The sequence below is a fragment of the Pseudomonas sp. dw_612 genome, assembly GCF_018449725.1.
GTDB lineage: Bacteria > Pseudomonadota > Gammaproteobacteria > Pseudomonadales > Pseudomonadaceae > Aquipseudomonas.
Genome location: NZ_JAAVVC010000006.1, coordinates 271,662 through 292,064, shown reverse-complemented (window position 1 = coordinate 292,064; position 20,403 = coordinate 271,662). Strand labels below are relative to the sequence as shown.

The window sequence follows — 20,403 nt, the reverse complement described above, 5'->3', positions numbered from 1 at the left end:
AAATAGCTTCCGCCCTGGACCGGTGACGGGCCAGAGTGAAGTGAACACACGGGGGTGAACAACAATGGTGGCACAAGGCTTTTACGTGCTGAAGGCGACTTTAGTCTGAAACTGACTGGCAGTTCTCGAGTTCGCGTTCCCTCCTGTTGGAACCCGGCAAGTCCAAATCCCCGCATTCATTGAGCGAAACCCCGCACATAGGGGATTTCCCTATCCTCAAGCACGGCATTTGCGCCTTGAACGAGCCCGCTTAATCCTGCACCATCCGCCCCAGCTTATTCAAAGGACGGAATTCAAGGCATGCTGGACGCGAACGCAACCCATATTTCCCTCACGCTGGACGGTGTTTCCGCCGACCTGCAAGTGCTCAGTTTCGTCGGTCGCGAAGCCCTCAACCAACCGTTCTGTTTCGACATCGAACTGGTCAGCGCCCGTCCCGACCTGAAACTCGAAGAGCTGCTGCACAAGCCTGGCTGCCTGACTTTCGGCGCCACCGGCAAAGGCATCATCCACGGCCTGGTCTATCGCATCGAGCAAGGCGATTCCGGCAAGAAACTGACCCGCTACAGCCTCAGCCTGGTGCCGCAACTGGCCTACCTGCGGCACAACCATGACCAGCAAATCTTCCAGCACCTGACGGTGCCGAAGATCATCGGCCAGGTCCTCGAAGCGCGGGGCATTCTGTCCGACGCCTACAGCTTCCAGCTCGGCGCGATCTACCCTGAACGCGATTACTGCGTGCAGTACGACGAATCCGACCTGCATTTCATCCAGCGCCTGTGCGAAGAAGAAGGCATTCACTTCCACTTCCAGCACTCCGCCAGCGGCCACAAACTGGTGTTCGGCGACGACCAGACCGTGTTCCGCAAACTCGCGCCCGTGGCCTACCAGCAAGACTCCGGCATGGCCGCCGAAAAAACCGTGATCAAGCGCTTCAACCTGCGCCTGGAAACCCGCACCACCCGCGTCAGCCGCCGGGATTACGACTTCGAAAAACCGCGCATCCTTCCTGAAGGCTCCGCCAAAAGCACCTTCGCCCCGGACCTCGAAGACTACGACTACCCCGGCCGCTTCACCGACCGCGAACGCGGCAAACAACTGGCAACCCGCGCCCTTGAGCGCCATCGCAGCGACTACAAACTCGCCGAAGGCAAAAGCGACGAACCGATCCTGGTCAGCGGCCACTTCCTGGCCCTGAGCGAACACCCGCGCGCCGAGTGGAACGACCTCTGGCTGCTGCTGGAAGTCGTCCACGAAGGCAAACAGCCGCAGGTCCTCGGCGAAAACACCACCAGCGACGTCACCGACAACAAGGATGACTTCCACCAGGGCTACCGCAACCGCTTCCTCGCCACCCCGTGGGACGCGCACTTCCGCCCTGCCCTCGAACACCCGAAACCGAAAATCCTCGGCAGCCAGACCGCCATCGTCACCGGCCCCAAGGGCGAAGAAATCCACACCGACCAGTACGGCCGCGTCAAAGTCCAGTTCCACTGGGACCGCGAAGGCCAGGCCGACGACAACACCACCTGCTGGCTGCGCGTCGCCACCGGCTGGGCCGGCAACGCCTACGGCGGCATCGCCATCCCGCGCATCGGCATGGAAGTGCTGGTGTCCTTCATGGAAGGCGACCCGGACCAACCACTGGTCACCGGCTGCCTCTACCACAAGGAAAACGTCGTCCCCTACGACCTGCCGGCGAACAAAACCCGCAGCACCTTCAAGACCCTCAGCTCTCCGGGCGGCAAGGGCTACAACGAATTCCGCATCGAAGACAAAAAAGGTGCAGAACAGATCTACCTGCACGCCCAGCGCGACTGGGATGAAAACATCGAGCATGACCAGAAGATCCGCGTCGGCAACGAACGGCACGACACGGTCGAGGCCAATGTTCTCAGCGAATTCAAGGTTGAAGAACACCGCATCACCCACCTCGACCGCAAAAGTGAAACCCGGGCGGATGATCACCTCACCGTTGGCGTGACTCAGCACGTGAGGGTCGGGACGGCTCAGTTTGTCGAAGCCGGGACGGAGATTCACTACAACGCTGGGGAAAAAGTTGTGGTTGAGGGTGGCATGGAACTCACGGCCAAGGCTGGTGGGAGCTTTGTGAAGGTGGATGCGGGGGGTGTGACGATCAATGGCGCTAATGTGAAGGTTAACTCCGGTGGTGGGCCGGGCTCCGGTACCGGCATCGGCATCCTCGCCCCGCTGATTCCAGGTCTCGCCGCTGCCGACATCGCCGGTCGCCTGATGAAAGAAGCCAAGTCCAATCCGACCTGGCTGGAATTGAACCTGCACTACGACAACCTTGAGCCCGTCCCAGGCGCGTCCTACCGCGTCGACTTTGCCGACGGCTCGACCCGTGAAGGTGTGCTGGACGACGACGGCTTTGCCCGATTGGAGGACGTACCGAAAGGACCGGCCAAGGTGTATTACGGCGAGGATCCGAGGCCGTACAACCGTGAAAGCGTCGCGGTTGTGCAGAACTCGGACGAAAAAGTTAACGCAGATTTACGCAAGCTCGGCCTGGACCCGGACCAGGTTGATTTACAAGCATTGGTGGAGAAAGCCGCAGGGAGGCTGTCATGAGTGACGAAGTAGTTGAGAGCGCAAACGAAGGTGACGACGACCGCAGCGCCGCTTACCAAGAGGCCGCGGTAGAACTGGCAAAAGGCATCGCACTCGGCGCGGTGCCGTTTCTTGGCCAGGCCATCGACGCCTACGACACAATCGAATCCTCCATCGTCCTCTACAACGCAGAGTCGACCGACGGGAAGGAAGAAGCCCAATTTGACCTGCTGATGGCCGTCATCGGCTGGGTGCCAGGACCGGGCGATGGGCTGAAAAAGAGCCTGCGCATCGTCAACAAAGACCCGCAGCGCTACGCCCCGGTGCTTTTCGACCTGCTGCGCTTCGTACTGCAAGAATGCGGAATCAAAACCAGCCCCGAAGAACTGCTCAAGCAGATATTTGATGCCGGCAAACTGCGCGCTGAACTCGACGAAATCATCACCGGCGTCAAAGGCTCATCGACTTTCCAAAGCCTTCCAAACTGGGCCAAAACATCTGTCGTCACCGTCCTCGCCGCCTCCCGCGACAACATGCCGGCCATGGTGGGGATTGTTGAGAAGCGGTTGGTTAAATGGAAAGGGATGCAGCGCAATAGCTCGGCGATGGCGGTGTCAAGCAAGCCCGCAACGACCAAAAAGCCGGCAGGCAAAGATGCTACTGTCGCAAGTCACGGCGCGGACGGCGCAAGTGGCACACACTCAAACAAGATTGACCAGCAGAACGCAGCCACCAAGGCCTACCATATTACCAACGAGGCACTCGGTGTCAGCGGAGAGCATATAGCCGACTATTACTGCGCGGAAACTTTGGGCTGGGGTAAAAACTGGGATGGCCATGATAAAGGCGCCGAGGGGCATTGGCTCAATGGCAATCCTGATGAAAATACATTAGGTAAACTTTCAATGGGCGGAACTCCAAAAAAATGGCATGCACTATATAAACTGTCTGATGGCGCGAACGGAACTGGTATTGATGCAGTATGGCGCGCTAATCCAGCTACAAACAATTCAAAAAAATTTGCGATTGTTGAAGCAAAGGCAAGTAGACACGAAGACGCCCCAAAGTTTATGAAGGACCAATACAATAAAAAAGAAGAAGAGAAAATAGCCAAACCGCCAAAGAAGCCTACTGCATTAGGCCAGCCCCCAGCGCCCCGCCAACCTAGCATTACCTCAAAGCTGGGTGTATCAGGAGACATAGCAATTGCAGAGTTGCTTGAGCCAATAGACAAGTCGCCGAATACATCAGAAGCACCAGTTCCAAAAAGAACACGACCGGGGAAAAACCGAAAGAAAGCTACAGCTAGTAGTGCATCGTCAAATAGCAATAGAAAAAAACCTGCCAGAGATACGGCACCCAAAGCAAAAACGAAAATCGACTCCGAAGGAGAAGAAAAACCAAACAAGCCGAACGGAAAACCCGGCAAAGTAGTTTTAGTACAAATGAGCATTGAGTGGATAAACCAAAATATAGAAAAAGCAGTGCTTGATGGTGTTTCACTTTACGTATTAAGCTCATACAGCCGACATTTATTTTTTACGCCTCTCTACAGTATTCTTAACGGCCCTCGCGAACATGCAAAAGCTCGTATAGACATATCAGGCCCAGAAACACATACGTCACACGAGGCCATTCACTACAAGGAAAACGAAGTCAAGGAAGCTGTCAATAAGAAAAAGGCATCGTTAATTAAAAAATATGGCACCTTGAGTTCCTTGAAGGAAGAGGCGTAATGATGAATAGAAGACAACAATTTTTAAGCGAAGCGCGATACGATAACTTTTTCAAAACGTATAAAAAAACCATAGCATTTTTCGACGAAAACACATTCCAGGCGGACTCGGAAGAACAAGAAAAATCCGTCAGGGCAAGGCACTTTCAAAAGCTGATACTAAAAGAAATATTAATTCGCTATACAGCTGGAAACGAGATAGAAACTCTAATTCCACTCTTGGAAAATTTAGTAGATAGCTACGAGTTTCTTCAGAAAAAACTGGCAATATACGAAAGTATACCTATCATTACACCGTTAACAATTGATGACTGGCTCGACCAGTACGAAGAGTGTGTACAAGTATTCAGCCTTTGCATTCTTTTGCATCGCACTGACTTGCTAAAACGCTTCGCTGCATTGATTGATCCGGCAGGCTATGCGGGTGATGACACCCTTTACGAGGATTTACTTTGCAAACTTTTGCCTGATCGATATAACGTTGATCGCTGGTACCACGATGTTTACTCGCCGTTAATTTATGCAATCTATGAAGATGACACTGAAGAATCCTCTAAGCTACTTCAGCAATACTGTAATGAATGGTATCCCGCATTTGAGCAAGCCCCGTGGCACGACTCTCACAAACAAGGGGATGACGGAAGTTACTGTGGGTACTGGGCTCTGGAGGCTGCTGCGGTTGCTTTTCTTTACGGCATTGACGATAGCAAAATCGAACATATGGTTTATCCAAAGGATTTGGTCGAATACGCGAGAAACTACCAACCGACCAATGGATCCCAAGTTGCTCGTATAGATGCAGGACAACCATGCAGCAAGACTGGCTATTGGTTCACGCCGGCAAAAGCAGAGTCTCGTCGTCACTTTAATCAAGGTGACATAATGCCTGGATTCAGTGACTCCCATTGGGGCGACACTATTTGGTATTGGTCGGGAGAGTAAGGATAACGGTGACAGATTGACTTTAATTAAGTCAGTTATTAGTTAGATGGGTGGATAACCGCCCATCTAGCCATGGTGAAACCGCTAGTACCCTTTGCTGACATCTATGAAAAAAAGACAGAGATTTTTTAGTGAAACTCATTACAAAAACTTTCAAATAGAACACGACGAAGTAATCGAATTACTGAGGACAAATACCTTCGAGTCTGATTCTCCCGAAGAAGAAGCAGCTATTCGCTCAAGGCATTTACAAACGCTTTCACTGGACAGACTGCTGGCTGCTTATACGGCTGGGGAGGAAATAGCGCCTTTAATACCTCTCCTTAGCGACCTGATTGACAAGTACGAAGTAAGACAGGCCACACTGGAGAAACACGAAAACCTCCCCAATATATCTCCTCTAGCAATTGATGACTGGCCTTATCAATATGAAGAATGCGTTCAGGTTATAGGTTTTTGCATACTACTACATCGCACAGACCTACTTAAACGCTTTGTTAAACTAATAGATAACGCAAGCTATGCTGGCGCCGACACTCTATATTACCTACCAAGGTACTGCCAAACAGACACGATGTAGATTTTTGGTTTCACGGTGTCTATTCGCCTTTAATTCAAGCCATCTATGCAGATAGTAAAGAAGAAGCAACCAAGTATCTGAAAAAATACTGCAGTCAATGGTATCCAGCATTTGAACAAGCGCCATGGCACGACTTGCATTTACAGGGAGAGGATGGGAATTACGTCGGATACTGGGCTATTGAAGCGGGAGCAATCGCATTCTTGTATGGCATAGACGACAGCACGATTGATCACATGGTATATCCGAAAGATTTGGTTGAGTACGCTAGAAACCATAAGGTAGCTATTGGCTCCAAGGCTGGGTCCTGTTGAATAAGCGACAAGAACTCCTCACCGATTACCGACACGCGAACTTCCTCGTTTACAGCGAAGAGACCAGAATTTTCTGGAAGACCCACACATTCGAATCAGACTCTCCCGAACAAGAAGCATCTCTAAGGGCCGCTCACTTTAAAGACGTGGCGCTAAAAAAAATATTTATATCCTATACCGCTGGAATGCAGATCCACTTGCTGGTTCCGTTTCTTGAAGAGCTGATATCAGCTTACGAAGAGCGTCAAAGAAAACTTTCGCTCTCCGAGCAGATAACAAACATTTCACCCCTTACCATTGATGACTGGATTGACGAGTATCAGGAATGTTTGCAGGTGATCAGTCTGTGTATCCTTTTGCATCGGCAAGACCTACTGAAGCGATTCGTTTTGCTAATAGATAATGCCGGTTATGCAGGCACGGATACGCTTTATGAAGATCTGTTAATCAAGGTTCTTCCCGACCGTGAAGATATCGATCAGTGGTATCACGACGCTTATACCCCGCTAACTCAAGCCATTTACGTCGAAGATAAAAACAACGCACCTGAACTATTGAAAAAATATTGTGCAAATTGGTATTCGTCCTTTGATCAAGCCCCTTGGCATGATTCGCACAAGGATGGCGACGAAGGCAGTTACGTTGGCTACTGGGCGTTGGAAGCGGGAGCCATTGCGTTTCTGTACGATATCGATGACAGCGACATTGACCATATGATTTACCCAAAAGACCTGGTCAACTACGCTAGAGGCATAGCACATTGATTAAACGACAAGAATACTTTAGTGAAAACCACTACCAGATTTTCCTGATAGAACACGACGAAGCCATTGAGTTTCTCCAAGACAAACACATTCCAGTCGGACTCTCCCGAACAGGAAGCGGAGCTCCGCTCAAGATTCTTTCAACGCATGGCACTTTATAAAATCTTGGCGGCTTACTCTGCAGGAGAAGAGATCGGCTCCTTTCACCTTTTGCTTGAAGACCTGATTGATAAATATGAAATCAGACAGGCAAAATTGGCGGCAGCCGAACAACCCCCTGATATCTCTCCGCTTGCGATAGATATTTACCCCTACCAGTATGAAGAATGTGTTCAGGTCATAGGTCTTTGCATCCTGCTACACCGCACAGATCTCCTTTCCAGATTTGTAATGCTTATAGACAATGCCGGCTATGCGGGTGATGACACGCTGTATGAGGATTTACTTTGCAAAGTGGAGAACGCTCTACGGACGGAGTACTTCAAGGAGGCAGCATTTAATGCCTTGCTGATCAGTTACACAGCAGGCGAGCCGATTGACAGCCTCATTCCCCGGCTGGAGAAGCTGATCAGTCGCTACGAGATTTACCAGCAAGCCCTGGCTGTCGAAGAACGCGAATCTGATATTTCCCCCTTGGCCATTGATGACTGGCCTGAACACTATGAAGAGTGCATTCAAGTCATCAGCCTTTATATTTTGTTGCATCGTACCGACCTGCTGACTCGCGTCGTCGCCCTGATAGATCGCGGGGGATATGCCGACGAAGACACGCTATACGAAGATCTTCTGCGCAAGTATTTACCTGGTCGTGTGGATTTGGACGAGTGGTTCCACGTTCTCTACACACCGCTGATCAGGGCGATATACGCCACCGAACCTGAAGAATCGAGCCACTTGTTAAAGCACTATTGCGAAACGTGGTATCCCGCTTTTGCCACACTGCAAACCAACTGGCATGACAGTCATTTGGACATTGAAGACGACGATGGCAACTACGTCGCTTACTGGGCTTTTGAAGCGGGCGCCATTGCTTTTTTATACGGCATCGACGACAGCCAAATCGATCATATGGTTTACCCCAAAGACCTGGTTGAATACGCCAGGAACACCCCAAACAAGTAAACTCCCGTCTCACCAAGAAACGGACTTCGGATTCAACGCCATGGAACTGCAATTCACCATTACCCCCGAGCACACCCAGCTCAGAGTCAATGAACTGCTTGAGCAAGAAATGCTTAAGGATGATCAACTGCAGGCCCGGCTGTTGGGCCATATCACACGTCTTCAGGATCGTTTGCTAGCGCCACTGCTGTTTCTTCTGGGTCTGGCTGGCGGCATGCTGGCGATCTATTTTCCTGCGCGCGAGTTCAGCCCCCAGAAACTTATCTCCATGGCCCTGTTTGGGGTGATTTTCGTTGTGTTCTGGTGGTGCTATTCCGGGCGACTGCTCAGCCATTTGCGCAAACGTATGGCCAACAATCGTGCGAACGTGCGCATGCCTTTTCGCCGCGTGAACCAGCGCCTCATCGAGTCGAATTTGCGCATTCGCCTCAAGGCGACTGAAGGTGCATATCGTCTGCAGTTTGATGACCAAGGGTTCATCCTGACCAACACCAGGGCGAAGGGTGCCAAAAGCGAGTTAGCTTGGGCGCAGATTGTGCGGCTCAAGGTGACGCCCGACTTCTACTCCATTGCCTGCGCCAAACTGGATCGTGAGGGCAAGGCCTATCACATTCCCAAGCGCAGCGATGTGATGGACTCGGAGCAGTATCAGCAAGGTTTGGAACTGTTCTTGAGTCGGGTGCCCGCCTCTGCCGCTTTAAAACCTGCCTCATAGGAGGCAGGTGTGTATCAGCAGGCGTCAGGCCGGCGCTGTCCAGCCCAACATCTGCTGTTGCGCAACCTGCAATAGATCGCAGCCGTCTTGCGTCAGCAGATACAGCGCGTGGGTGATGTGCGGAATGTCCTGGACATCGCCGTTCTTGAAGCACTGGCAATGCAGCGTTTCCAGCAGATTGCTGGAGGCGCGGATACGCTGTAGGGCGGCTTCGAGAATGTCTTGGGGATTGGCCTGGGTGTCGATGACCATGGGATTTGTGTCGGTAACGTTGCTTTTGATTGAACGATAACGATCGGGAAAAGGATTTAGCGTTGGCATAGTTAGTTACTCATCTGTTTTGAGGTAACCGCCAGCACCGTGACCAAACGATGGGAGGCGGACTGTGCACAGGCTTGGTCAACCGAGAACAGTAACTCAGCTCGCCCGAAGGCGTCCTGCACACAGCCGCCACAACAACGCGTCTTAAGGACATAGATGTCCGCAAGGCGAATCATGGCACACATGTGTGCACTGTTCTCAGGTGACCAAACCTGTTCGCTGATTTTTCAACGAGTCCAAACAGTACCCGCTGGCAGCCGCCCGGCGAAAGACGACAAAGCGTCCGAGCCTGTAGGACCGGGACGAAGCTTTCTTAGGATTTTTCACGACTACCGGGTAGCGCTGTAGGACCCAACAACAGAATGGACTCACCCACAATGAAATCACCCTGGCCATACCTCTTCGCAGCACTGCTAACCACCCAGGCCTACGCGCAACCGCTCAAGACCATCCTCACCTGCCCTTTAGCCGGCAACTCCAAGGTATCGCTGCTGGCCGAGCCCGCCGAAGACGGCCATCGTCTTTTCGTAAAACTTGACGGCAAAACCCACATCGCCTTCACCGACATGCCCCAAGCGGACTTCATCGGCCGAATCGTCCTGGCAAAGTGCGTGTCCTCAAGTCTGATTTTTGCCCTCGAATACGGCTCGCCGTACATGAAAGGCGTGGTGATGCGCAAAAACCCCGTCACCCACAGCGTCGAGCAAATCGATTTTGCCGAGAAAGCCCTGCCCCATTGGCTTTATCTGGGGCGAGAGCAGATGCGGCTGGTGATTCCAAACCTGGGCTATGAAGTCCCGACGAAGTTTCTGCTCTATGACTATGTGGCCGGCAAGGGCCAGGCCGAAACGGCTATCGGCATTGATACGCCTCCCGAAACCCATGGTTTTAAGGTCGTGCATTTGGAGCAGCGTTCCGGCCATTAGCTGACCGGTATGAACCCACATTTTTCCCCCACATGAAAGCTCTGTCAGAAACCGCCTCACGACAGGTGGTATTCAGCCGGGTTAACCATCGCTTAACGCCGCGGTCCAAAACTTTACTGGACCGCACGCCTTCAGACTCTCCTGATGCCCAGTGCGGCAGGTTCGACGCGTTACACGTCGAGCCGACTTCAAGCCTGCACCGGAGAATATTCATGAACATGCGCACCCTGCTGCTCACCACCGCCCTCGCCTGCACCGCTTTCGCCGGTCTGGCCCAGGCCGCTGACACTTCAACCTCCCAGGCGGTGCCCTACCAATACGGCATGCCACTGAACGTGGGCAAGGTAGTTGCCTTGACCGAGCCGTCGACGCCGGACTGCAAAGTGATCAAGGCGGACATGAAGTACATCGATAGCGTCTCGGGCAAGCCTTCGGAAATCACTTATCGGAAATTGTCTGACGCCTGCAGTTATCAAAACTGACGGAAGGCTCTGATTCGGCACTTTGCGGTATGCCTGTGAGGGGTTGTGGCGCTATGCTTTGGGCGCCTCCCTCACTGCCGCAAGGATTCGCCATGCAGTTATCGTTTCGTACGTTATCGACGTTCACCGCCGCGTTGTGCTTCGTGCTGGCGTTGGTGTGGGGTTTGATGCCGGATCAGTTGTTGGCGGTCTGGAGCATCGAGTATTCGTCAGCGGCGGGATTGGTTGCGCGGCGCAGCGCGGTGTTGTTTGCGGCGCTGGGGGTGATGTTTTATCTGGTTCGCAACGAGGCGCCGTCCGCGACTCGCAGTGCGTTGAGCAACGGGTTTATCGTCGGATGCTGGGGCTTGGCAGCACTGGGCTTCGGCGAATGGCTGAATGGCCATGCCGGGCCAGGGATTTTGCTGGCGGTCGGGGTCGAACTGGCGCTGGGCCTGGGATTTTTCCAGACCCGGCGCGTGTCGGTAGAACTTGAAACGGCAGGTTAAAGCGCTTTTCGGTCCAGATGCAGAGGCTGAACCTGCGCCCTGTGCTGCATGTCTGAACGAAGTTCGGCGATCAGATCGTTGATTTCCCGACAACCATTCAAACGTTTGGCGTTGATACCGGTCACCAACAGATCCAGCTGATCGGTTTGCGTGTCGGCATAGACTTTGATGGTCATCGACAGGTCCGGCGACAGCGTGCATTGACAGCGCTTCGGCAGGAAACTGCTTTCAATGATATTGCGAAGTTCCAAGGCAGATAAAAACATGGCGACCCTCTCCTTAATGTGAGACTGCCAATCAAATAATCATCGACCGATACTGAAATCACCCGTTTTGTCATCCGTGCGGGCCATCCCATTTCATATCCGGTCGTTCTCTCGTAGCAACGCTGACTCGTATAAAACGCCGGTCAGCTTAAAGACAGCTACAGCATAATTCATGCCCAAGATTTCGCTCTGCACCTCGTCGGCAAATCAACGGCTTAGTGCGGGCGCCATCAGATTGCTCTCATGCAAGATGCAAGAAAGGCCTGTAGAAGCCCTGCAATTTGCAGGTATCAGGCGTGGGGTTGCATCAGCCAAGCATGGACGTAAAAAATGCTACCCAATATTTCAGTATCCGCTGACCCGACTGACACGCAAGGAGGCATCATGGGTTCATTGACCTTAATCACTACCGCTGGGCTGAATAGTGGCCGGGTTGTTGTCGAGTAAGGTCGAGAAAGCTGTTCAAGAATAAGCCACCACAATTTCTGTGGGAGCGGGCTTGCTCGCGAAGGGGCCGTCACATCCAACATTAATGGTGACTGGCCCGCCGCATTCGCGATTAAGCCCGCTCCCACATGGGGAATTGCGTTTTCCAATAAAAACAGGAGCTGCCTTTTGATTACCTGCCACGTCAAATATGTCATCGATCCTTACCAGCTCAGCGAGTTCGAAGCCTACGCCCAGACCTGGCTCGGCATCGTCGAGCGTTTGGGCGGTACTCATCATGGGTATTTCCTGCCGTCCGAGGGCGCAAGCAATATCGCTTACTGCCTGTTCAGTTTTCCCTCGCTGGCGGACTACGAAAGCTACCGCCACATCGCGATGACCGACCCGGAGAGCACCGCGCTGGTGGCCTCGCTGGTCGAGAAGAAGTTTATCGTCAGCTACGAACGCACGTTCCTGCGCCCGATGTTGCCTTGAACGCCGTTCACGCCGGGGCACTGCACACAGCGGCGCGCTCGGCGACATGGCGCAAGCTGTCAAAGTTGATATTCGCGCCTGAGTCAATGGCCACCAGGGTCTGCCCCCGAGCGCCGGTTTGCGCCACGTACTTCTTGATCCCGGCGACGGCCAAGGCGCCGGAAGGCTCGGTGATCGAACGGGTGTCGTCGTAGATGTTCTTGATCGCGGCGCAGAGTTCGTCATTGCTGACGGTGATCACGTCGTCGACACAAAATCGGCAGACATCGAAACCATAAGCGCCGATCTGCGCCACGGCCACGCCGTCGGCGAAGGTGCCGACGTTGGGCAGGACGACCCGCTCCCCCGCCTGCAATGCGGCTTGCAGGCACGCGGAATGTTCCGACTCGACGCCGATGATGCGCACTTCTGGTCGGAGGTATTTGACGTAAGCGGCGATGCCGGCGATCAACCCGCCGCCACCCACCGGAACGAAGATCGCATCCAGCGGACCTTGATGCTGACGCAGGATCTCCATGGCAACGGTGCCCTGCCCCGCAATCACGTCCGGGTCGTCAAACGGCGAGACAAAGGTGCGGCCGGAGTGTTGAGCCAGGCTCAAGGCATGTTCCAAAGCAAATGGAAAACTCTCGCCATGCAGCACCGCGTCGGCGCCCCGGCTTCGCACGCCCAGCACCTTTAATTCCGGCGTGGTGCGAGGCATCACGATAGTCGCCCCAATCCCCAGTTCCCGCGCGGCCAGTGCCACGCCTTGGGCATGATTGCCGGCCGAGGCCGTGATCACACCGTGGGCCTTTTGCTCAGCGCTGAGTTGCACCAGTTTGTTGTAGGCGCCGCGGATCTTGAAGGAAAACGTCGGTTGGAGGTCTTCGCGCTTGAGCAGGATCTGATTGCCCAGCGCTTCCGACAGCGCGGGCGCCGGTTGCAGCGGCGTGCGCACCGCCAGCTCATACACCGGCGCGGCGAGGATCTTTTTTACGTAGTGCTCAAGCAAGCTTTGCTGGGCTGCGGTACTGCTCATGCTCATCTCTCCTGTTCTACACGCCCGGCGTAGGAGCTGCCGAAGGCTGCGATCTTTTGATCTTCAAAAAGCAAAAGATCGCAGCCTTCGGCAGCTCCTACACCGGGCGTATTCCGGTTCAAGACCCAGGAGACAGAAAGTGAAAACCCGCCTCTAGGGCGGGTTGGGTGCTGCAGTCGTGAGCTAGCCCGCCAAATAAGGAATGGCGGTAATAATGCTTGGCTGGCAGCGCAATACGGTGGAAGTCATGGCTGGAAATTAGCCGGGCGCCGATGGCAAGTCAATGGCCAATTTTGTCGGGCGTCTGTAGGCTGGCGATTCTGCTCATTGTCCCCAAGGAAGGAAACCATGAAGTCTGTCGCCCTGCCCCTGATTGCCTTGATCGCGTTTGCCGGCTACACCGTTTCGGTGATGTTGCAGGCGGAACAGTCGTTGATCGCGTTTGGGATCAGCCTGATGTCGCGACCCGATACGGCGCAGGTGGTGATTGATCTATATCTGCTGGCGACGCTGGCCGGAGTTTGGATGTACCGGGATGCGCGCAAGCGTGGACGGTCGGCGTTGTCTGTGGTGCCTTATCTGGTGCTTACCGCTGTTTTTGTTTCGGTTGGGCCGTTGTTGTATTTGGTGGTTCGGGGGGTTCAGGAGCGGTCAGTTCGTGTCGATGCAGGCCAACGAGTTTGATCCGGGACTTGCGGTGATTTTGATATTGCTTTCGCGAGCAAGCCCGCTCCCACAGGGGAACGCATTCCAACTGTGGGAGCGGGCTTGCTCGCGAAGGCGATTTGACAGACACCAAGTTACTTCGCCAACCGCCTGAGCCCCAGCACCATCACCCCCGCCCCCAGCATCATCGCCGTCAAAAACAACGGATACGACACCCACCACGGCGTGCCCGCCGTCATCATGCTGAACTCGGACATGCCGCCAATGCTGGCGATCAGGTTCAGCGGCAAAAACACCACGTTGATCAACGTCAGTTTGCGCAGCAGGTTGTTCATGCTGTTGTTCATCAGGTTGCCCCGGGCGTCGATCAGCCCGGAGAACACCGTGGAGTAGATTTCCGCCTGTTTGTAGCACTGGTTGTTTTCGATGATCAGGTCATCGATCAGGCCGATGGCCTCGGCGCTGAAGTGCTCCTTTTCAGCGTGGTTACGCAGTCGGGTCAGCACCGCGCCGTTGCTGTGGATTGCATTGATGTAATAGATCAGGCTTTCGCTGAGGTTGAACATCTGGATCAGGTGCTGGTTTTCCATCGAGGCGTTGAATTTTTGCTGCAACTCCCGGGCAACCAGTTTGATCACCTTCAGGTGGCCCAGGTAGTGATGGATGTTGTTGAACAACAAATCCAGCAACACATCCAGCGGCGTATTGAGCCGTTGGCGGGTGCCGAGGCCATGCAGCGGCGAGTCGTCGGTGGCGATGACCAGCAAGCGGCCCGGCGAGAACAGCAAGCCGCAGGACGAGACTTCGAAGGCCAGGCTACCGGCGCCGGAATAGTTTTCCGGACGTTTCCAGATCAGGAACAGGTTGTCCGGGTGAAACTCGATGCGCGACACCTCGTCGGGGTCCAGGGCCGAGGCCAAGGCGTGTTCATTGAGTTTGAAATGACTGTGCAGCAAGTCGCGCTCGGCGGCATCGGGGTTGCTGAACAGCATCACTTCGGCGTCCAGACGTTCAACGTTGTGCAGGGCGCCGTGGCTCAGTTGGAAACTCTTGATCATCGGCCGTTCACCAGGCCTGGCCGCGACGCTTGAGCTCCAGGCGACGGACGAACTCTTCCAGCACCAGCGAGTATAAGTCGTCCTGCAAATAGGCGTCTTCGATGCCGGCGTCCATGTTCGGGTTGTCGTTGACCTCGATCACCACCACTTTGTCGCCGGACTGCTTGAGGTCGACGCCGTAAAGGCCATCGCCGATCAGGTTGGCGGTCTTCACCGCCAGTTCCACCACCGCGCGCGGTGCTTCGTGGACCGCCAGGGTGCGGCATTCGCCGTTGATGTCCTGGCCCTTGGCCTTGTGGTTGTAGATCTGCCAATGGCCCTTGGACATGAAGTACTGGCAGGCAAAGATCGGTTTGCGGTTGAGTACGCCGATGCGCCAGTCGTACTCGGTGTAGAAGAATTCCTGAGCCAGCAACAACACCGAGTGCTCGAACAGTTCAGCGGTGGCTTCGAGCAAGGCTTGCTGGCTTTCGACCTTGATCACGCCCCGGGAGAAACAGCCGTCGGGGATTTTCAACACCAGCGGAAAGCCCAGCCGCTCGCCGACTCGTTCAAAGTCTTCCGGTCGTTCCTTGTAGAGAATCTCGGTAGCGGGCATGCCCAACTGGTGGCTTTTCAGCAGGTCGGTCAAATAAACCTTGTTGGTGCAGCGCAGGATCGACGCCGGGTCGTCCATCACCACCAGCCCTTCGCTCTCGGCTTTCTTGGCGAAGCGGTAGGTGTGGTTATCGACACTTGTCGTCTCGCGAATCAGCAGCCCGTCGTATTCGGCGATACGGGCGTAGTCCTTGCGCTCGATCAGCTCGACGTCGATGCCCAGGTTTTTACCGACGCGGACGAAGTTGTCCAGGGCTTTGGCGTTGGATGGCGGCAACGCTTCTTGCGGGTCATGCAAGATCGCCAAGTCATAACGGGCCAAACGCCGGGAGCGCGGCATGCGCCAGATCTTGCGGCTGAAACTGTCCAGGGAGTTGGCAAACTGGTCTTCCTGGTCTTCGCGCAACTTATGTAACGCACCGGACTTTATGCCTTCGATGTGCCAGCCATTAGTTCGTCTAAATTCAACTAACAAAATCGGACACGGGAAGACTTCAAACAACTGTCGCGCCAAATCCTGTAAGGGCTCGATATTGGTCTTGCCGAAATACAGGGTCAGGGTAAAGCCTTCGGTATCACTGTAAAGATGATTACTGAGGGCTTTTTCCAGTGGTTTATCCAGATCATCCAACGCTAGGCCGTAAAGAGATTTACGCGTCAGTTCGCTGATGGTTCGCACCGACGGAATGACCTTGTGCCCTCGGGCTTCAGCCAGCAGCGAGCAGTAATAACCATGCCCCAGGTACTTGTAGCTACGGCACAGGTTGATCACCTGGACCCGTTTACCCTGCTCGTTGTCACGGGTTTGTTCCAGGTATTCCTGGGCCGTGACGATGTCTTCACTGGGAAAGTAGGACGCCCAGTCTTCCTTGCGTTCGACGATGATAATCAACTGACTTGAAGTTCTGACTGCGTCATTTAAATAAGTTGCCGCCGGCAAACTTTGCTCGGATACTTCGCGCCAATGACCTTGTACCGCTGACATAGTGATTGATCCGTTGGAGAACAAGACCTTTCCTATTAAGCACGAACTTTTTCGAAAGTCCCGTTTCGTTACGCAACTTTTACGGCGGTCATATGAATCCTGTCTTTCGCTTGGCGGTAGTTGAAGACTTACCGGCGCTGCTCAAACTCGAAGCGCAATGCTTCACCACGGACCGGCTTACCAGTCGCAGTTTTCAGTGGATGATCACGCGGGCTCATGGGCAGTTGCTGGTCGCCCAAGATGAGGGGCAACTGGCCGGCTACGCCGTGGTGTTGTTCCACCGAGGCACGTCCCTGGCGCGGTTGTATTCGATTGCCATTGCCACCGAGGCCCGTGGCAATGGCTTAGGTAAACAGTTGCTGGAACGTGTCGAGGCTTGCGCCCTTGAGCACGATTGCGCCTATTTGCGGCTTGAGGTGCGTATCGACAATCCGGCGGCGATTGCGCTGTATGAGCGCAACGGTTACCGGCGTTTTGCGCTGATTCATGACTATTACCAGGACCATGCCGATGCGATACGCCTCGAAAAACGCATCCTCCAGCACCGCGACTCGCGCAACATCCAGGTGCCCTGGTATCGCCAGACCACGGACTTCACCTGCGGCCCGGCCTGTTTGTTGATGGCGATGGGCGCGCTGAAACGGGGTCGGTTGCTGGAACGTCGCGAAGAACTGCAAATCTGGCGTGAGGCAACCACGGTGTTCATGACCTCGGGCCACGGCGGTTGCAGCCCTCAAGGGTTGGCGCTGGCAGCGTGGCGACGCGGGTTTCGTGTGCACTTGCAACTGAGCATGGCCGGGCCGTTGTTTCTCGATGGCGTGCGCGACGAGCATAAAAAGGACGTAATGCGTTTGGTGCACGAAGAGTTCACCGCGCAGTTGCAGGACACCGATGTGGAACGGGTGATCGGCGGGACGCTGGATTTGCCACGGTTGCTGGGGGATGGCGGTCAGCCGCTGGTGCTGATCAGCAGCTATCGCCTGACCCGCTCCAAGGCGCCGCACTGGGTGATAGTCACCGATTGCGACGAAGAGTTTGTCTACCTGCACGACCCGGATGTGGATCACAGCCAGCATCGCCAGCCCATGGATTGCCAGCATTTGCCGGTGAGTCATGGGGAATTCGAGAAGATGTGCAGTTTTGGGCGGGGGAAGCTTCGGGCGGCGGTGATTTTGTATGCCCGAAAGTGAGGAAAGCCCAGCGTTGTGGTGGCTGTAAGGCCGCCTTCGCGAGCAAGCCCGCTCCCACAGGGGAACGCACTCCAACTGTGGGAGCGGGCTTGCTCGCGAAAGCGGTGGAAGGGTTTCACTTCAACCCGACTTTGTACAACGCCCCATCCTCCTCATCCGTCAGCACATACAAATACCCATCCGGTCCCTGCCGCACATCGCGGATGCGTGCCTTGAGTTCGCCCATCAAGCGCTCTTCATGAACCACTTTGTCGCCATCGAACTGCAACCGGATCAGTTCCTGACTCCCCAGCGCGCCGATAAACACGTTGTGCTGCCAAGGCTTGAAACGATCGGCGTCGTAGAACGCCATGCCGCTGATGGCCGGAGACACTTCCCAGACATGGTGCGGCGGCACGGTGCCTTCGGCGGTCTTGCCCGTGGCCTCTGGAATCGGCTGGCCGGAATAGTTGATGCCGTTGGTTGCCAGTGGCCAGCCGTAATTCTTGCCGCGTTCGATCACGTTGATCTCGTCGCCACCCTTGGGCCCATGTTCGTTTTCCCAAATCGTCCCGCTCCACGGATTAAGCGCCAGGCCCTGCGGGTTGCGATGGCCGTAGGACCAGATTTCCGGGCGTACGCCGGCCTGACCGACAAAGGGATTGTCGTCCGGCACCTTGCCGTCCGGGTAGATCCGCACGACTTTGCCTTGCAGCTTGTCGAGGTCCTGCGCGGTCATGCGGTCGTTGTTTTCACCGAGGGTGATGAACAGATAGCCGTCCCGGTCGAACGCCAGTCGCGAGCCGAAATGATTCCCGACGGAGAGCTTCGGCTCCTGGCGGAAGATCACCTTGAAATCCTTGAGCGTCGTCAGGTCATCGGACAAACGCCCGCGTCCCACGGCGGTTCCGGCCTTGTCACCCTCGCCACCGCCCTCGGCGTAGGACAGATAGACCGTGCGGTCCTGTTTGAAATCCGGCGATAACACCACATCCAGCAATCCGCCCTGCCCTTTGGCCCAGACCTTGGGCACGCCACTGATGGGCGCTGAACGTTTGCCATCGGCGGTGACCACGCGCAAGTTGCCGGGCCGTTCGGTCACCAGCATGCCTTGGCGATCCGGCAGAAAGGCCAGGGCCCACGGGTGTTCCAGACCTTTGGTTATCGGCGTGACCTCGAGGGTGCCTTGTTCGCTTTTGAGTTCCTGGGTGGGTGCCGCGAAAACAGGCGCCGCGGCGATGATCAGTGCGCTGGCGCAGAAGGTGGCCAGGAGGGTTTTACGCAACATGCACGCTTCCTTTTGTCGTTCGAATGGCTGACAGAACCTCAGTCCTGCCGTTCAACGGTTGCTGCTGTCCGAGTCCCTTGGCGGTGGGTTGGGAATGAATTTCGGTGGCGTGCTCGGCGCCGATTTGTCCTGGGGATAGCGATTGCCGATGCCGCCGTTGTCCAGGGTTGGCGGACGCGGCACGGGGGCGAACGTCGGTTGCCGGGTGGCCGGCTGGGTGCCTTGCATGCTGTTGGGGTTGGCCCGGTGAATCGGGCTGTTGTAGGGATTGTTATTGCTGCTGCCCGTCGGGCTCTGGGCCAGCGCCACCGGACCGAGCAACGCGCTCAAGGCCAACACGGTGCAGCCGAGCAAAAATCGTTTCATGGGGAGCCTCTCTACGAACGCGGGAATAGAGTCTTCGATGCCACGCTACGCCCGACGTTCGGATTTGTTAACTGAAACCTCCTTCACAGATGTAACACCCGTTTGCCACGCCGCTGATCCCCCCGCAGGGCCTGGGCGAAAGCCGCTGAAACTTTTGCGCCGGGCCGCAGGTCACCTGATCATCACTTGCGAGTAGACGACGATGGCCCGAGCAATCTGGAAAGGCGCAATCAGTTTTGGCTTGGTGCACATCCCCGTGGCACTGGTGTCAGCGACTTCATCCCAAGGGGTGGATTTCGACTGGCTCGACAGCCGCAGCATGGACCCGGTGGGCTACAAGCGCGTCAACAAGGTCACCGGCAAGGAAGTCACCAAGGAACATATCGTCAAAGGCGTGGCCTACGAAAAGGGCCGCTATGTGGTGCTCAGCGAAGAGGAAATCCGCTCGGCGCACCCGCTGTCGACACAGACCATAGACATCTTCGCCTTTGTCGACAGCGAACAGATCCCGCTGCAAAACATCGACACACCCTACTACTTGGCGCCGGACAAACGCGGTGGCAAGGTTTATGCGCTGTTGCGTGAAACCCTGAGCAAAACCAACAAGGTCGCCCTCGCCCATGTCGTGCTGCATACCCGCCAGCACCTGGCGGCGCTGATGCCGCTGGAATCGGCGATGGTCCTGGTGATGCTGCGCTGGCCGGCGGAAGTGCGCAGCCTGGATGAATTGGAGTTGGGCAGTGAGGTGACCAAACCCGAATTGGCCAAGGGAGAACTGGAGATGGCCAAGCGCTTGGTCGAGGACATGAGCGCCGACTGGAAACCCGAGGATTACCGCGACAGTTTCGAAGACAAGATCATGGCGCTGGTGGAGAAAAAGGCCAATGAAGGCAAGATCGAAGACGTCGAGAGCAGCACCGGCGAAGAAGAACGTAAAACGGCGGATGTCATTGACTTGACCGAACTGCTCAAACGCAGCCTTGGCGGCAAGGCAGCCAGCAAACCAGCGGCCAAGCCGCGCAAAGCCGCGGCCAAACCGGCCCCGGCGAAAAAAGCCACGAAGAGTTCTCGCGGCTGACGGCCCGGGAATTCGCAGCACAAGGTAG

19 protein-coding genes and 2 pseudogenes are annotated in these 20,403 nt (G+C 55.2%); 14 read left to right on the top strand and 7 right to left on the bottom strand.

What is annotated here, in order from left to right; genetic code table 11:
• Positions 1-300 precede the first annotated feature (300 nt).
• From HB680_RS12640 to HB680_RS12605, 7 genes and pseudogenes are all read left to right on the top strand, one after another.
• A complete protein-coding gene (locus HB680_RS12640) occupies positions 301-2,592 on the top strand; it encodes a type VI secretion system tip protein VgrG (protein WP_213938952.1) in 2,292 nt (763 codons plus the stop codon).
• The gene (locus tag HB680_RS12635) at positions 2,589-4,307 is read left to right on the top strand and encodes a hypothetical protein (RefSeq protein ID WP_213938951.1); all 1,719 of its coding nucleotides are present in this window, start codon (positions 2,589-2,591) and stop codon (positions 4,305-4,307) included. The genes HB680_RS12640 and HB680_RS12635 overlap by 4 nt, the downstream gene beginning before the upstream one ends.
• Before the next feature lie 2 nt (positions 4,308-4,309).
• Entirely contained in the window at positions 4,310-5,248 is a 939-nt protein-coding gene (locus HB680_RS12630; RefSeq protein ID WP_213939019.1) for a PoNe immunity protein domain-containing protein, read from the top strand.
• 106 nt (positions 5,249-5,354) lie between these two features.
• Positions 5,355-6,127 (top strand): annotated as a pseudogene (locus HB680_RS12625) (PoNe immunity protein domain-containing protein); the annotation flags it as partial.
• 11 nt (positions 6,128-6,138) lie between these two features.
• The gene (locus HB680_RS12620; RefSeq protein ID WP_213938950.1) at positions 6,139-6,906 is read left to right on the top strand and encodes a PoNe immunity protein domain-containing protein; all 768 of its coding nucleotides are present in this window, start codon (positions 6,139-6,141) and stop codon (positions 6,904-6,906) included.
• A 147-nt stretch (positions 6,907-7,053) separates the two neighbouring features.
• Entirely contained in the window at positions 7,054-8,028 is a 975-nt protein-coding gene (locus HB680_RS12610) for a PoNe immunity protein domain-containing protein (protein WP_256735521.1), read from the top strand.
• A 40-nt stretch (positions 8,029-8,068) separates the two neighbouring features.
• Positions 8,069-8,743 carry a YcxB family protein gene (locus tag HB680_RS12605; RefSeq protein ID WP_213938949.1) on the top strand — a complete coding sequence of 225 codons (675 nt, stop codon included), beginning with the start codon at positions 8,069-8,071 and terminating at the stop codon, positions 8,741-8,743.
• A 24-nt stretch (positions 8,744-8,767) separates the two neighbouring features.
• Here the strand turns inward: HB680_RS12605 and HB680_RS12600 are convergent, their stop codons facing one another.
• Positions 8,768-9,064, bottom strand: coding sequence for a hypothetical protein (locus HB680_RS12600; protein WP_213938948.1), 297 nt, complete (start codon positions 9,062-9,064; stop codon positions 8,768-8,770).
• 377 nt (positions 9,065-9,441) lie between these two features.
• On the opposite strand from HB680_RS12600, the gene HB680_RS12595 reads away from it, so the two are divergent.
• The 3 genes from HB680_RS12595 to HB680_RS12585 all read left to right on the top strand — a co-directional run bounded on the left by HB680_RS12595 (position 9,442) and on the right by HB680_RS12585 (position 10,960).
• Positions 9,442-9,990, top strand: a complete 549-nt coding sequence (locus HB680_RS12595; protein ID WP_213938947.1) for a hypothetical protein — start codon at positions 9,442-9,444, stop codon at positions 9,988-9,990.
• Between the two features lie 212 nt (positions 9,991-10,202).
• A complete protein-coding gene (locus HB680_RS12590; RefSeq protein ID WP_213938946.1) occupies positions 10,203-10,472 on the top strand; it encodes a DUF2790 domain-containing protein in 270 nt (89 codons plus the stop codon).
• Between the two features lie 92 nt (positions 10,473-10,564).
• Positions 10,565-10,960 carry a hypothetical protein gene (locus HB680_RS12585; protein ID WP_169369825.1) on the top strand — a complete coding sequence of 132 codons (396 nt, stop codon included), beginning with the start codon at positions 10,565-10,567 and terminating at the stop codon, positions 10,958-10,960.
• Here the strand turns inward: HB680_RS12585 and HB680_RS12580 are convergent.
• Positions 10,957-11,226 carry a DUF1652 domain-containing protein gene (locus HB680_RS12580; protein ID WP_054046253.1) on the bottom strand — a complete coding sequence of 90 codons (270 nt, stop codon included), beginning with the start codon at positions 11,224-11,226 and terminating at the stop codon, positions 10,957-10,959. The two genes, HB680_RS12585 and HB680_RS12580, sit on opposite strands and share 4 nt — an antisense overlap.
• Positions 11,227-11,841: 615 nt before the next feature.
• Here HB680_RS12580 and HB680_RS12575 point away from each other — a divergent pair.
• Entirely contained in the window at positions 11,842-12,147 is a 306-nt protein-coding gene (locus HB680_RS12575; protein ID WP_213938945.1) for an NIPSNAP family protein, read from the top strand.
• A 31-nt stretch (positions 12,148-12,178) separates the two neighbouring features.
• Here HB680_RS12575 and ilvA read toward each other — a convergent pair.
• A pseudogene (ilvA, locus tag HB680_RS12570) lies at positions 12,179-13,174 on the bottom strand (threonine ammonia-lyase, biosynthetic); the annotation flags it as partial.
• 342 nt (positions 13,175-13,516) lie between these two features.
• On the opposite strand from ilvA, the gene HB680_RS12565 reads away from it, so the two are divergent.
• A complete protein-coding gene (locus tag HB680_RS12565; RefSeq protein WP_213938943.1) occupies positions 13,517-13,852 on the top strand; it encodes a DUF2834 domain-containing protein in 336 nt (111 codons plus the stop codon).
• A gap of 116 nt (positions 13,853-13,968) precedes the next feature.
• On the opposite strand, the gene HB680_RS12560 is transcribed toward HB680_RS12565, so the two are convergent.
• Positions 13,969-14,892 (bottom strand): magnesium transporter CorA family protein, encoded by a 924-nt coding sequence (locus tag HB680_RS12560; protein WP_213938942.1) that lies wholly within the window; start codon positions 14,890-14,892, stop codon positions 13,969-13,971.
• Positions 14,893-14,899: 7 nt separating this feature from the next.
• Positions 14,900-16,474: a RimK family protein gene (locus tag HB680_RS12555; protein WP_256735520.1), complete on the bottom strand. Its 1,575-nt coding sequence runs from the start codon at positions 16,472-16,474 to the stop codon at positions 14,900-14,902.
• Positions 16,475-16,566: 92 nt separating this feature from the next.
• Between HB680_RS12555 and rimI the strand changes: the two genes are divergently transcribed.
• The gene (gene rimI / locus HB680_RS12550) at positions 16,567-17,664 is read left to right on the top strand and encodes a ribosomal protein S18-alanine N-acetyltransferase (RefSeq protein WP_213938941.1); all 1,098 of its coding nucleotides are present in this window, start codon (positions 16,567-16,569) and stop codon (positions 17,662-17,664) included.
• Between the two features lie 115 nt (positions 17,665-17,779).
• On the opposite strand, the gene HB680_RS12545 is transcribed toward rimI, so the two are convergent.
• Positions 17,780-18,931 carry a PQQ-dependent sugar dehydrogenase gene (locus HB680_RS12545; protein WP_213938940.1) on the bottom strand — a complete coding sequence of 384 codons (1,152 nt, stop codon included), beginning with the start codon at positions 18,929-18,931 and terminating at the stop codon, positions 17,780-17,782.
• A gap of 51 nt (positions 18,932-18,982) precedes the next feature.
• Complete coding sequence (locus HB680_RS12540) at positions 18,983-19,297, bottom strand: hypothetical protein (RefSeq protein ID WP_213938939.1); 315 nt, start codon at positions 19,295-19,297, stop codon at positions 18,983-18,985.
• A gap of 202 nt (positions 19,298-19,499) precedes the next feature.
• Between HB680_RS12540 and HB680_RS12535 the strand changes: the two genes are divergently transcribed.
• Positions 19,500-20,375, top strand: coding sequence for a Ku protein (locus tag HB680_RS12535; protein WP_213938938.1), 876 nt, complete (start codon positions 19,500-19,502; stop codon positions 20,373-20,375).
• The last annotated feature ends 28 nt before the right edge of the window (positions 20,376-20,403 follow it).

What these genes read in the sequence shown, in the direction of transcription:
- HB680_RS12640 (WP_213938952.1), top strand. Translation starts at nt 301, where the DNA reads ATGCTGGACGCGAACGCAACCCATATTTCCCTCACGCTGGACGGTGTT.
- HB680_RS12635 (WP_213938951.1), top strand. Translation starts at nt 2,589, where the DNA reads ATGAGTGACGAAGTAGTTGAGAGCGCAAACGAAGGTGACGACGACCGC.
- HB680_RS12630 (WP_213939019.1), top strand. Translation starts at nt 4,310, where the DNA reads ATGAATAGAAGACAACAATTTTTAAGCGAAGCGCGATACGATAACTTT.
- HB680_RS12610 (WP_256735521.1), top strand. Translation starts at nt 7,054, where the DNA reads ATGGCACTTTATAAAATCTTGGCGGCTTACTCTGCAGGAGAAGAGATC.
- HB680_RS12605 (WP_213938949.1), top strand. Translation starts at nt 8,069, where the DNA reads ATGGAACTGCAATTCACCATTACCCCCGAGCACACCCAGCTCAGAGTC.
- HB680_RS12600 (WP_213938948.1), bottom strand. Translation starts at nt 9,064, where the DNA reads ATGCCAACGCTAAATCCTTTTCCCGATCGTTATCGTTCAATCAAAAGC.
- HB680_RS12595 (WP_213938947.1), top strand. Translation starts at nt 9,442, where the DNA reads ATGAAATCACCCTGGCCATACCTCTTCGCAGCACTGCTAACCACCCAG.
- HB680_RS12590 (WP_213938946.1), top strand. Translation starts at nt 10,203, where the DNA reads ATGAACATGCGCACCCTGCTGCTCACCACCGCCCTCGCCTGCACCGCT.
- HB680_RS12585 (WP_169369825.1), top strand. Translation starts at nt 10,565, where the DNA reads ATGCAGTTATCGTTTCGTACGTTATCGACGTTCACCGCCGCGTTGTGC.
- HB680_RS12580 (WP_054046253.1), bottom strand. Translation starts at nt 11,226, where the DNA reads ATGTTTTTATCTGCCTTGGAACTTCGCAATATCATTGAAAGCAGTTTC.
- HB680_RS12565 (WP_213938943.1), top strand. Translation starts at nt 13,517, where the DNA reads ATGAAGTCTGTCGCCCTGCCCCTGATTGCCTTGATCGCGTTTGCCGGC.
- HB680_RS12560 (WP_213938942.1), bottom strand. Translation starts at nt 14,892, where the DNA reads ATGATCAAGAGTTTCCAACTGAGCCACGGCGCCCTGCACAACGTTGAA.
- HB680_RS12555 (WP_256735520.1), bottom strand. Translation starts at nt 16,474, where the DNA reads ATGTCAGCGGTACAAGGTCATTGGCGCGAAGTATCCGAGCAAAGTTTG.
- rimI (WP_213938941.1), top strand. Translation starts at nt 16,567, where the DNA reads ATGAATCCTGTCTTTCGCTTGGCGGTAGTTGAAGACTTACCGGCGCTG.
- HB680_RS12545 (WP_213938940.1), bottom strand. Translation starts at nt 18,931, where the DNA reads ATGTTGCGTAAAACCCTCCTGGCCACCTTCTGCGCCAGCGCACTGATC.
- HB680_RS12540 (WP_213938939.1), bottom strand. Translation starts at nt 19,297, where the DNA reads ATGAAACGATTTTTGCTCGGCTGCACCGTGTTGGCCTTGAGCGCGTTG.
- HB680_RS12535 (WP_213938938.1), top strand. Translation starts at nt 19,500, where the DNA reads ATGGCCCGAGCAATCTGGAAAGGCGCAATCAGTTTTGGCTTGGTGCAC.